This window comes from Enterobacter sp. YSU, from assembly GCF_016082135.1.
GTDB lineage: Bacteria > Pseudomonadota > Gammaproteobacteria > Enterobacterales > Enterobacteriaceae > Enterobacter > Enterobacter hormaechei_C.
Map to the genome: position 1 here is coordinate 1,335,644 of NZ_CP059487.1, position 12,412 is coordinate 1,348,055.

At 52.7% G+C, this 12,412-nt stretch carries 7 protein-coding genes; 3 read left to right on the forward strand and 4 right to left on the reverse strand.

The features are described 5' to 3' along the window. Positions 1-295 precede the first annotated feature (295 nt). From H2Z33_RS06475 to H2Z33_RS06485, 3 genes are all read left to right on the forward strand, one after another. Positions 296-1,837 carry a sensor domain-containing diguanylate cyclase gene (locus tag H2Z33_RS06475; RefSeq protein ID WP_198091828.1) on the forward strand — a complete coding sequence of 514 codons (1,542 nt, stop codon included), beginning with the start codon at positions 296-298 and terminating at the stop codon, positions 1,835-1,837. A 180-nt stretch (positions 1,838-2,017) separates the two neighbouring features. After that, on the forward strand, positions 2,018-2,326 hold the full coding sequence (locus H2Z33_RS06480) for a PTS sugar transporter subunit IIB (protein ID WP_010425948.1): 309 nt from the start codon (positions 2,018-2,020) through the stop codon (positions 2,324-2,326). Continuing rightward, on the forward strand, positions 2,326-2,643 hold the full coding sequence (locus H2Z33_RS06485) for a PTS lactose/cellobiose transporter subunit IIA (RefSeq protein WP_003862327.1): 318 nt from the start codon (positions 2,326-2,328) through the stop codon (positions 2,641-2,643). Before H2Z33_RS06480 ends, H2Z33_RS06485 begins: the two co-directional genes overlap by 1 nt. A 115-nt stretch (positions 2,644-2,758) precedes the next feature. Here H2Z33_RS06485 and rpoC read toward each other — a convergent pair whose 3' ends face one another. The 4 genes from rpoC to rplJ form a co-directional block, all read right to left on the reverse strand. Further along, positions 2,759-6,982, reverse strand: coding sequence for a DNA-directed RNA polymerase subunit beta' (rpoC, locus tag H2Z33_RS06490; RefSeq protein ID WP_017384083.1), 4,224 nt, complete (start codon positions 6,980-6,982; stop codon positions 2,759-2,761). Positions 6,983-7,058: 76 nt separating this feature from the next. Next, the gene (rpoB, locus tag H2Z33_RS06495) at positions 7,059-11,087 is read right to left on the reverse strand and encodes a DNA-directed RNA polymerase subunit beta (protein WP_008503453.1); all 4,029 of its coding nucleotides are present in this window, start codon (positions 11,085-11,087) and stop codon (positions 7,059-7,061) included. A 319-nt stretch (positions 11,088-11,406) separates the two neighbouring features. Next, positions 11,407-11,772 carry a 50S ribosomal protein L7/L12 gene (gene rplL, locus H2Z33_RS06500; protein ID WP_002445276.1) on the reverse strand — a complete coding sequence of 122 codons (366 nt, stop codon included), beginning with the start codon at positions 11,770-11,772 and terminating at the stop codon, positions 11,407-11,409. 66 nt (positions 11,773-11,838) lie between these two features. Then, a complete protein-coding gene (rplJ, locus tag H2Z33_RS06505; protein ID WP_003862338.1) occupies positions 11,839-12,336 on the reverse strand; it encodes a 50S ribosomal protein L10 in 498 nt (165 codons plus the stop codon). Positions 12,337-12,412 lie beyond the last annotated feature (76 nt).

Consider the following 12,412-nt stretch of genomic DNA (forward strand, 5'->3'; position numbering starts at 1 on the left):
TCGTAAGATCATAACCGGGCGATTGAGGCGATCTGCCCGGTTTTCTTATGCTTAACCACGTCAGCAACGGACGCTGACCAGGGTGAAAATGCTTCTTCCTCGTTTCGCCCTGCCCTCCGCCTCTTAAACAAAATTCAATTGATACAATAAATACGTCGTTTCTTATCTACGCTTAAGATAAATCATCTCGTCGGTAATCGCCTTCTGTATAATTTACTACCAGCAACCGGACAGCGACTATGCTGAGGGTATCGACAGACGCAACGCGTCTACCATCTGGATTGATGTACAACTCATGGCACTCCACAGTAAAAAGCTCTCTTTTACCCGGCCAATTATGGTCAGCTTCGCGGGGATACTGTTCAGTTTCGCGCTGATCGCCGTCCTGGTCGTCCTTTCACAGAGAAAGGATTTTCTTGAGGATTATCATAAGATTAATGGTAACTTCACCCATAATCTGGCGGTGAACTATACCGAATCCATCCTGCGAGAAAATGACTATATTCTTGGTCGCGCTGCGATGTACTTCGCCCGTAATGACAGAGTGAATCAGACAATAAATATCGATCCGACACACGGTTTGCAGATGTTGATGCATTTGCAGAACCTGATGCCGACGGTGTCGTCTATCTCTCTGGCGGACACAGAAGGGCGCCATCTGCGCGCGCCGGAAGTGCTGCCAACGGAGAAAAGTAAGTCGTTCGACGCCAGAACCCGCCCATGGTTTGTCGGGCAAGCGGAAGCCAGCAACTTTCCTCACTACACCCGCCCCTATCTGGACTATTTCACCCAACATCCTACTGTCACCCTCTATAAGCCGGTCATTTCACCGGAAGGCCGTCTGAAGGGCACGCTCGCTTTCCATCTTGATTTAACGTCCATGGGGTATACCCTGCGCCAGATGGTGGCGCCGGTTCAGGGTGAGTTTTTTGTCGTGGAGCGTGACGGCGCCGTTGTGCTGCATCCGGACACGGGGGCGCTCTTTAAGCAGTACGTAAGCGAAGCGCTGATGGACAAAATGACCAGCGGCGAAGGCCGTCTTTTCGACCCCAAAAGTAAAACCTGGTATTACTACTACTCTTTCACCAATCCGGACTGGTTTGTGATTTATCGGGTCTCCGATACCACGCTTACCGTCATCACCCGGCATGAAACCACCGTCGTCGGCTGGGGATTTGCGCTGGCGGCAATCATCATCATTCTGTTCGGGCTTTATCTTCGTCATGCCTCGCGTTCTGTGCTGATGAACATTATCAACGCCATCAAAACCGGCGACGTCAACCAGGCGCCACGCCTTGAGGCGATGCTCAGCCATACCATTCGAACCAATAAAGAACGCGAGCTGGCCTATGTCCGTCAGGCCACCCATGATGCGCTGACAGGCTGCAAAAATCGCCGTGCGTTCGATAACGATGTGGATGAGCTGCTGACCGCTCATCAACCCTTCGTTCTGGCGCTGATCGACATCGATAACTTCAAATCCATTAACGACACCTGGGGCCACCTGAGCGGGGATATTGTGCTGCGCAACGTGGCGCGGGAAGGTATTCAGATCATGCAGCCGCACCACGTTTCCGTTTACCGCTACGGTGGAGAAGAGTTCGGCGTGATATTCCCGGCCGAGCTGATGAACTCCGCGCACGCGCTACTGGAAGCCTGGCGCACCGCCGTTGAAAAGCGGACCTGGCGGGAAGAGAACCTGCGAGTGACCTTCAGCGCCGGGATGGGAGAGTGGCACTTCGAACCGCTGGAACAATTTATCGGTAGCGTAGATGAAGCGCTGTATACCGCTAAACAACAGGGTAAAAACCGCATCGTAAGCACGGCCAGCCGATAATACCCTTCCTCAAATTCTGCCCGATCTGACGGGCAGAATGCTCTCCGCTGTAAAATTGTAACCGGTTTCAGGAAAATGCCGATTTCTTTGTGATGCCTGACACACAATCGCGGTAAAGCGGTTGTTGAAGCGGTCTGCACGGGATAATTATCAATAAACACATGTAGATCGAGGCTGACTATGAAGAACATCGTTTTATGCTGTGCAGCGGGAATGTCAACCAGCATGCTGGTTCAACGTATGAAAGATGCCGCGCAGAAAAAAGGAGTCGAAGTAACCATTAAAGCCGTTCCGGTCGCGGAGTTTAAAGATAACATCGCGACGGCTGATATCGTATTACTGGGGCCACAGGTTAAATACGAACAGGCAAAACTCCAGGCGCAGGCCGATCCGCTCGGAAAAAAGGTTGCGGTCATCGACATGATGGATTACGGCATGATGAAAGGTGATGCCGTACTGGAAAAAGCGCTCAAACTTCTGGAGTCATAATGGAAGACTTAGAAACCACGATTATGGAACTGCTGGTCAACGCAGGCGCAGCGCGCAGCGCGGCCCTGACGGCGTTACAGATGGCGCGAAAAGGCGACTTTGATGAAGCCGAGAAAGCGATGGAAGAATCGCGTGAATATGTGAAACATGCGCATACGATCCAGACGCAGCTTATCGGTCTTGATGAAGGGACCGGGAAACTTCCGGTTAACCTGATCACCGTTCACTCTCAGGATCACCTGATGAACGCGATGGTTATTCAGGATCTGGCGGGCGATATGATTGAGCTTTATCGACGTATCCCGTTAGTGAACTGAAGACATACAGATGTAAAAAAACCCGCCGAGGCGGGTTTTTTATTGTCGGGTGGCGCTACGCTTACCCGACCTGTGATTCATATGCCCGGTAATTTTACCTACCGGGCATCAACGATTACTCGTTGTCGGAACCGCCCAGACCTGCGTTCAGCAGTTCTGCAAGGCTCGCGGATGCATCTTCGGCAGTCACCTGCGGTGCAGCTGGCAGTTCGCCCGCTGCGCGACGACGCATACGATCCTGGTGGTACGCATAACCGGTACCGGCCGGGATCAGACGACCCACGATAACGTTCTCTTTCAGACCGCGCAGTTCATCACGTTTACCTGCAACAGCCGCTTCGGTCAGGACACGAGTGGTTTCCTGGAACGATGCAGCAGAGATGAAGGACTCGGTTGCCAGAGACGCTTTGGTGATACCCAGCAGATCGCGTGCGAAGGTCGCACCGATTTTGCCGTTCGCTTCCAGATCGCGGTTAGCGATCTTAACGCGTGAGTATTCAACCTGCTCGCCTTCCAGGAAGTCGGAGCTGCCCGCGTTTTCGATGGTTGCTTTACGCAGCATCTGACGAACGATAACTTCAATGTGTTTATCGTTAATCTTAACGCCTTGCAGACGGTATACGTCCTGTACTTCGTTAACGATGTAACGGGTAACAGCATGCACACCACGCAGACGCAGGATGTCGTGCGGCGCTTCTGGACCATCGGAAACCACGTCACCACGTTCTACGCGTTCACCTTCGAACACGTTGAGCTGACGCCACTTAGGAATCATCTCTTCGTACGGCTCGCTGCCATCTACTGGCGTAATAACCAGGCGGCGCTTACCTTTGGTCTCTTTACCGAAGGAGATGATACCGCTGATTTCAGCCAGGATCGCAGGCTCTTTCGGACGACGTGCTTCGAACAGGTCCGCAACGCGTGGCAGACCACCGGTGATGTCCTTGGTACCGCCGGATTCCTGAGGAATACGCGCCAGGGTGTCACCAGAGCTGATCTGTACGCCATCTTCCAGCTGTACAATCGCTTTACCCGGCAGGAAGTACTGCGCAGGCATATCGGTACCAGGGATCAGAACGTCGTTACCCTGAGCATCAACGATTTTCAGTGCAGGACGCAGATCTTTACCGCCGGTAGTACGTTCAGCAGAATCCAGAACCACCAGAGAAGACAGACCGGTCAGCTCGTCGGTCTGACGAGTAATGGTCTGGCCGTCGATCATGTCAGTGAAGCGGATGAAACCACTTACTTCGGTGATAACCGGCATGGTGTGTGGATCCCAGTTTGCAACGGTTTCACCGCCAGCAACCTGCTCGCCATCACCTTTCGCCATAACCGCACCGTAAGGCACTTTATAGCTCTCTTTGGTACGACCGAATTCGTCGATCAGCTTCAGCTCGGTGTTACGGGAAGTGATAACCAGTTTACCGCTGGAGTTCACAACCGACTTCGCGTTGCTGAGCTTGATGCTACCTTTGTTTTTCACCTGGATGCTGGATTCAGCAGCCGCACGAGATGCCGCACCACCGATGTGGAACGTACGCATCGTCAGCTGTGTACCCGGCTCACCGATGGACTGTGCCGCGATAACGCCGATAGCCTCACCTTTGTTGATGATGTGGCCACGCGCCAGGTCACGACCGTAGCAGTGCGCACACACACCAAAGTCGGTGTCACAGGATACAACGGAACGCACTTTCACGGAGTCAACAGAGTTCGCTTCCAGCAGGTCACACCACTGTTCGTGCAGCAGGGTGTTGCGTGGAACCAGAATGTCTGCGGTGCCCGGCTTCAGAATGTCTTCCGCGGTCACACGACCCAGTACGCGATCGCGCAGCGGCTCTTTAACATCACCACCCTCGATAACCGGGGTCATGGTGATACCTTCGAGGGTGCCACAATCGTCTTCGGTGACGACCAGATCCTGCGCAACGTCAACCAGACGACGCGTCAGATAACCGGAGTTCGCCGTTTTCAGTGCGGTATCCGCCAGACCTTTACGCGCACCGTGCGTGGAGATGAAGTACTGGAGTACGTTCAGACCTTCACGGAAGTTCGCGGTGATTGGCGTTTCGATGATGGAGCCATCTGGCTTCGCCATCAGACCACGCATACCTGCCAGCTGACGAATCTGTGCCGCAGAACCACGCGCACCGGAGTCGGCCATCATGTAGATGCTGTTGAAGGAGACCTGCTGCTCTTCTACGCCGTCACGGTTAATCACGGTTTCGGTTTGCAGGTTATCCATCATCGCTTTAGATACACGATCGTTCGCCGCAGCCCAGATATCGATAACTTTGTTGTAACGTTCGCCTGCGGTTACCAGACCAGACTGGAACTGCTCCTGGATCTCAGCAACTTCAGCTTCCGCTTCAGAGATGATCTCGTGTTTCTTCTCTGGGATGACCATGTCATCGATACCAACAGATGCACCTGAACGCGCTGCATAAGCAAAGCCGGTGTACATTGTCTGGTCAGCGAAGATAACGGTCGGCTTCAGACCCAGAATGCGGTAACAGGTGTTCAGCATTTTGGAGATCGCTTTCTTGCCCAGCGCCTGGTTGACGATGGAGAAAGGCAGACCTTTCGGTACGATCATCCACAGAATGGCACGGCCAACGGTCGTGTCTTTCAGGCTGGTGTGCGCAACGAACTCGCCGTTTTCATCTTTTTCGTATTCGGTGATACGCACTTTAACGCGCGCATGCAGAGAGGCCAGGCCAGCGCGATAAATACGCTCAGCTTCTTTCGGGCCAGTCAGCACCATGCCTTCGCCTTTGGCGTTAACACAGTCACGGGTCATGTAGTACAGACCCAGTACAACGTCCTGAGAAGGAACGATGATAGGTTCACCGTTCGCTGGAGACAGGATGTTGTTGGTAGACATCATCAGCGCACGCGCTTCGAGCTGGGCTTCCAGCGTCAGCGGTACGTGAACAGCCATCTGGTCACCATCGAAGTCGGCGTTATAGGCCGCACAAACCAGCGGGTGCAGCTGGATCGCTTTACCTTCGATCAGGACTGGCTCAAAGGCCTGGATACCCAGACGGTGCAGAGTTGGTGCACGGTTCAGCAGTACCGGGTGTTCGCGGATCACTTCGTCCAGGATATCCCAAACGACAGCTTCTTCACGCTCAACCATTTTCTTCGCGGCTTTGATGGTGGTGGCGAGGCCACGCAGTTCCAGCTTGCCGTAGATGAACGGTTTGAACAGCTCCAGTGCCATTTTCTTCGGCAGACCGCACTGATGCAGACGCAGGTATGGACCTACGGTGATTACAGAACGACCGGAGTAGTCAACACGCTTACCGAGCAGGTTCTGACGGAAACGACCCTGCTTACCTTTGATCATGTCGGCCAAAGATTTCAGAGGACGTTTGTTAGAACCGGTGATCGCACGACCACGACGACCGTTATCCAACAGGGCATCGACTGCTTCCTGAAGCATACGTTTTTCGTTGCGTACGATGATGTCCGGCGCAGCCAGATCCAGCAGACGTTTCAGACGGTTGTTACGGTTGATCACGCGACGGTACAGATCGTTCAGATCCGACGTTGCGAAACGACCGCCATCCAGCGGAACCAGCGGACGCAGATCTGGCGGCAGAACCGGCAGAACGGTCAGGATCATCCACTCTGGTTTGTTACCAGACTGAACGAACGCTTCCAGCAGTTTGATACGCTTGGTCAGCTTTTTACGCTTGGTTTCGGAGTTGGTTTCGTTCAGCTCTTCGCGCAGAGTTTCACACTCTTGCTCCAGATCCATGCTCTTCAGCAGGGCCTGGATAGCTTCCGCACCCATCTTCGCGTCGAATTCGTCACCGAACTCTTCCAGCGCGTCCAGATACTGTTCTTCGGTCAGGATCTGGTTACGTTCCAGATTGGTCATCCCGCCTTCGATAACCACATAAGATTCGAAGTACAGAACACGTTCGATATCGCGCAGCGGCATATCCAGCAGCAGACCGATACGGGACGGCAGAGATTTCAGGAACCAGATGTGAGCGGTCGGAGACGCCAGCTCGATGTGGCCCATACGCTCACGGCGTACTTTGGTCTGGGTCACTTCAACGCCGCACTTCTCACAGATCACACCACGGTGTTTCAGGCGCTTGTACTTACCGCACAGGCACTCGTAATCTTTTACTGGCCCGAAAATACGCGCACAGAAAAGGCCGTCACGCTCAGGTTTGAACGTACGGTAGTTAATGGTTTCCGGCTTTTTAACTTCACCGAAAGACCATGAACGGATCATGTCTGGCGAAGCCAGAGCAATTTTGATCGCATCAAACTCTTCGGTTTTAGTTTGCGCTTTCAGAAACTTTAATAAGTCTTTCACGGATTTGCTCCCGTCGGAGTTAGCACACTCTGCTGTCGGGCGTTAACCCGACAGCAGTGACCTGTTTGAGCGAGAATTACTCGTCTTCCAGTTCGATGTTGATACCCAGCGAACGAATCTCTTTCAACAGTACGTTGAAGGATTCTGGCATGCCCGGTTCCATCTGATGGTTGCCGTCTACGATGTTCTTATACATCTTAGTACGACCGTTCACGTCATCAGACTTAACGGTGAGCATTTCCTGCAAGGTGTATGCTGCGCCGTATGCTTCCAGCGCCCACACTTCCATCTCCCCGAAGCGCTGACCACCGAACTGAGCCTTACCACCCAGCGGCTGCTGAGTAACCAGGCTGTAAGAACCGGTAGAACGAGCGTGCATCTTGTCGTCGACCAGGTGGTTCAGTTTCAGCATGTACATGTAACCTACGGTTACCGGACGCTCGAACTGTTCACCGGTACGGCCGTCAAACAGCGTAATCTGACCAGACGTTGGCAGACCACCCAGTTGCAGCAGCTCTTTAATTTCAGCTTCTTTTGCACCGTCGAATACCGGCGTTGCAATTGGCATACCTTTGCGCAGGTTCTCTGCCAGACGCAGCACTTCTTCATCGCTGAAGGTGTTCAGGTCGACTTTCTGACGAACGTCGGTACCCAGATCGTAGGCACGCTGGATGAACTCGCGCAGTTTCGCGACTTCCTGCTGCTGTTTCAGCATGGCGTTGATCTTATCGCCGATACCTTTCGCAGCCATACCCAGGTGGGTTTCCAGAATCTGACCGATGTTCATACGAGACGGTACGCCCAGTGGGTTCAGTACGATATCTACCGGCGTACCGTTAGCATCGTGCGGCATATCTTCGATCGGGTTGATCTTAGAGATAACACCCTTGTTACCGTGACGACCTGCCATCTTATCACCAGGCTGGATCTGACGTTTAACAGCCAGATACACCTTAACAATCTTCAGCACGCCTGGTGCCAGATCGTCGCCCTGAGTGATTTTGCGGCGTTTCGCTTCGAGTTTTTTCTCGAACTCGTGTTTCAGTTCGTCATACTGCTCAGCCAGCTGTTCCAGCTGATTCTGTTTCTCTTCGTCGGTCAGGCCCAGTTCCAGCCAGCGATCGCGTGGCAGTTTGTCGAGCTTCTCAGCTTCAACGCCACCGGCAACCAGCACCGCATAGATACGGCTGAACAGACCTGCTTCGAGGATTTGCAGTTCTTCAGACAGGTCTTTCTTAGCCTGTTTGAGCTGCATCTCTTCGATTTCCAGCGCACGCTTATCTTTCTCAACGCCGTCACGGGTGAAGACCTGAACGTCGATAACCGTACCGGAAACACCGTTTGGTACGCGCAGAGAAGAGTCTTTAACGTCAGACGCTTTCTCACCGAAGATAGCACGCAGCAGTTTCTCTTCTGGCGTCAGCTGGGTTTCGCCTTTCGGCGTGACCTTACCAACCAGAATGTCACCGCCGGTCACTTCCGCGCCGATGTAAACAATACCGGATTCATCCAGTTTAGAGAGCGCAGCTTCACCCACGTTCGGGATGTCAGCGGTGATCTCTTCTGGCCCCAGCTTGGTGTCACGGGACACACATGCCAGTTCCTGAATGTGGATGGTGGTGAAACGATCTTCCTGAACCACACGCTCGGAGACGAGGATGGAGTCTTCGAAGTTGTAACCGTTCCACGGCATGAACGCTACGCGCATGTTCTGACCGAGCGCCAGTTCACCGAGGTCGGTGGACGGACCGTCTGCCAGCACGTCGCCGCGCTCAACTGGCTCACCCAGAGACACACATGGCATCTGGTTGATACAGGTGTTCTGGTTAGAACGGGTGTATTTGGTCAGGTTGTAGATGTCGATACCCGCTTCGCCCGGATACATCTCGTCTTCGTTAACTTTGATAACGATACGGGATGCGTCAACGTACTGAACGGTACCGCCACGCTTAGCAACTGCTGTAACACCAGAGTCAACGGCAACAGCACGTTCCATACCGGTACCAACCAGCGGCTTATCAGCACGCAGAGTTGGAACGGCCTGACGTTGCATGTTCGCACCCATCAATGCACGGTTGGCGTCATCGTGTTCCAGGAACGGGATCAGGGACGCACCGACGGATACCACCTGCTGGGTGGATACGTCCATGTAGTCAACCTGGTCGCGGCTGAACAAGCTGGATTCGCCTTTGCTACGGCAGGTAACCAGATCTTCTACAAAGTGGCCTTCGTCATCCAGGTTGGAGTTCGCCTGAGCGATAACGTAGTTGCCTTCTTCGATAGCAGACAGGTAATGAATTTCGTCAGTAACAACACCGTCGGTCACTTTACGATACGGGGTCTCGAGGAAACCGTATTCGTTCGTCTGTGCGTACACGGACAGGGAGTTGATCAGACCGATGTTTGGACCTTCAGGCGTTTCGATTGGACATACGCGACCGTAGTGAGTCGGGTGTACGTCTCGAACTTCAAAGCCTGCGCGTTCACGGGTCAGACCGCCTGGGCCGAGTGCGGAGATACGACGTTTGTGCGTGATCTCAGACAGCGGGTTGTTCTGGTCCATGAACTGAGACAGCTGGCTGGAACCGAAGAACTCTTTCACTGCCGCAGAAATCGGCTTCGCGTTAATCATATCCTGAGGCATCAGGGTATCCAGATCGCCCAGAGACAGACGCTCTTTCACCGCACGCTCTACACGTACCAGGCCAACGCGGAACTGGTTTTCCGCCATTTCGCCTACGGAACGGATACGACGGTTGCCGAGGTGGTCGATATCGTCCACTTCGCCTTTACCGTTACGGATATCGATGAGCTTCTTCATCACTTCAATGATGTCGTCTTTGCTCAGGATACCGGAACCTTCGATCTCGTCGCGCAGCAGAGAACGGTTGAACTTCATACGACCAACCGCGGACAGATCGTAGCGGTCTTCGGAGAAGAACAGGTTCTCGAACAGGCTTTCAGCCGCTTCGCGAGTTGGTGGCTCACCAGGACGCATCATGCGGTAGATTTCGACCAGCGCGCTCAGACGATCGTTGGTTGGGTCGACGCGTACAGTCTCAGAGATGTACGGACCGTGGTCCAGATCGTTGGTGAACAGCGTTTCGATACGTTTGTGGCCAGCCTGGCTCAGCTTAGCCAGCAGATCCAGGCTCAGCTCCATGTTCGCCGGGCAGATCAGCTCGCCAGTTGATTCATCAACGTAATCTTTCGCGGCTACTTTTCCTGCAATGTATTCAACCGGAACTTCGATGTGTTTGATATCATCTTTTTCCAGCTGGCGGATGTGGCGCGCGGTGATACGGCGACCTTTTTCCACATACACTTTGCCGTCGGCTTCGATGTCGAACGACGCGGTCTCACCACGCAGACGTTCCGGCACCAACTCCATCTGCAACTTGTTGTCGCGGATTTCAAAGATCACTTTCTCAAAGAACAGGTCCAGGATCTGCTCAGTGGTATAGTTCAGTGCACGCAGAATGATGGTTGCAGGCAGCTTACGACGACGGTCGATACGGACAAACAGGTTGTCTTTTGGATCGAATTCGAAGTCCAGCCATGAACCACGGTAAGGAATGATGCGTGCGTTATACAGTACTTTACCGGAAGAGTGCGTTTTACCTTTATCGCTGTCGAAGAAGACGCCCGGGCTACGGTGCAGCTGGGAAACGATAACACGCTCAGTACCGTTGATAACGAAAGTACCGTTGTCCGTCATGAGTGGAATTTCACCCATGTAGACTTCTTGTTCTTTAATGTCTTTTACGGTGCCTTCCGGCGCTTCGCGCTCGTAGATCACCAGACGCAGTTTTACGCGCAGCGGTGCGGAATAGGTCACGCCACGGATCTGACATTCCTGAACGTCAAACACCGGTTCGCCAAGGCGGTAGCTGACGTACTGCAGCTCGGAATTACCGCTGTAGCTCTGAATCGGGAACACGGAACGGAAGGCTGCTTCCAGGCCGTACTGCCCTTCAGGATCTTGCTCGATAAACTTCTGGAACGAGTCAAGCTGGATAGAAAGGAGATATGGAATGTCCAGAACTTGTGGACGTTTACCAAAATCCTTACGAATACGTTTTTTCTCGGTATAGGAGTAAACCATAGGGTTCCTCAGCTCGCTGACAAGTCGACCCATCTGTCCGACGAAGGGACAGTTTGTGCAACACCATTTTGTGGACCGGAAAATTGAATACTTTCCGCAATACCTGTTGCTATCACGCTTAAACCATTTCATTGCGATTTACACAGAGCGAGCACCCTGTCGCAGTATATTAAGTCGTCGATAGAAACAAGCATTGTCAGGACAACCAGCAGTCAAACAGTGTGAAATGCTGCTGATGCCTTACAGCGCAAAAAGGCTGGTGACTAAAAAGTCACCAGCCATCAGCCTAATTACTTAGGCTGCAACCAGAAAAGTTGGCTTATTTAACTTCAACTTCAGCGCCAGCTTCTTCCAGAGATTTTTTCAGTGCTTCTGCGTCGTCTTTGCTCACGCCTTCTTTCAGCGCAGCTGGAGCAGATTCTACCAGGTCTTTAGCTTCTTTCAGACCCAGGCCAGTTGCGCCACGTACTGCTTTGATTACAGCAACTTTGTTCGCGCCAGCAGCTTTCAGAATTACGTCGAATTCAGTTTTTTCTTCAGCAGCTTCAGCCGGGCCCGCAGCTACAGCTACAGCAGCAGCAGCAGAAACACCGAATTTTTCTTCCATTGCAGAAACCAGCTCTACAACGTCCATTACGGACATAGCTGCTACTGCTTCAATGATTTGATCTTTAGTGATAGACATTTAAATTGTTCCTGAAAATCAGAATAAGTTTATACGTAAGCAAATGCTTTATAAAGATAACTGCGATTAAGCAGCTTCTTTCGCATCGCGTACAGCAGCCAGAGTGCGAACCAGTTTGCCAGCCGCAGCTTCTTTCATGGTTGCCATCAGGCGTGCAATTGCTTCTTCGTAGGTCGGCAGGGTTGCCAGGCGATCGATTTGCGATGCCGGGATCAACTCACCTTCAAAGGCTGCAGCTTTGACCTCAAATTTTGCATTCGCTTTCGCGAACTCTTTGAACAGACGAGCAGCAGCGCCCGGGTGTTCCATAGAGTATGCAATCAGGGTCGGACCAACAAACGTGTCTTTCAGGCACTCGAACTGAGTACCTTCAACTACGCGACGCAGCAGGGTGTTACGAACAACACGCATGTATACGCCAGCTTCACGACCTGCTTTACGCAGTTCAGTCATTTTGTCTACAGTAACGCCACGGGAATCCGCAACTACTGCAGACAGCGCGCCTTTGGCTACTTCGCTGACTTCAGCAACAATCGCTTGTTTGTCTTGAAGATTTAAAGCCATTAGCTTTGCTCCTGGATGTTTGCCGGAACTCATGTTCCGGAACTCACTTCACTCGACCCAACGGGAAGAGCGTCTT

Coding starts and splice junctions, on each gene's coding strand:
- H2Z33_RS06475 (WP_198091828.1), top strand. CDS start 296: ATGGCACTCCACAGTAAAAAGCTCTCTTTTACCCGGCCAATTATGGTC.
- H2Z33_RS06480 (WP_010425948.1), top strand. CDS start 2,018: ATGAAGAACATCGTTTTATGCTGTGCAGCGGGAATGTCAACCAGCATG.
- H2Z33_RS06485 (WP_003862327.1), top strand. CDS start 2,326: ATGGAAGACTTAGAAACCACGATTATGGAACTGCTGGTCAACGCAGGC.
- rpoB (WP_008503453.1), bottom strand. CDS start 11,087: ATGGTTTACTCCTATACCGAGAAAAAACGTATTCGTAAGGATTTTGGT.
- rplL (WP_002445276.1), bottom strand. CDS start 11,772: ATGTCTATCACTAAAGATCAAATCATTGAAGCAGTAGCAGCTATGTCC.
- rplJ (WP_003862338.1), bottom strand. CDS start 12,336: ATGGCTTTAAATCTTCAAGACAAACAAGCGATTGTTGCTGAAGTCAGC.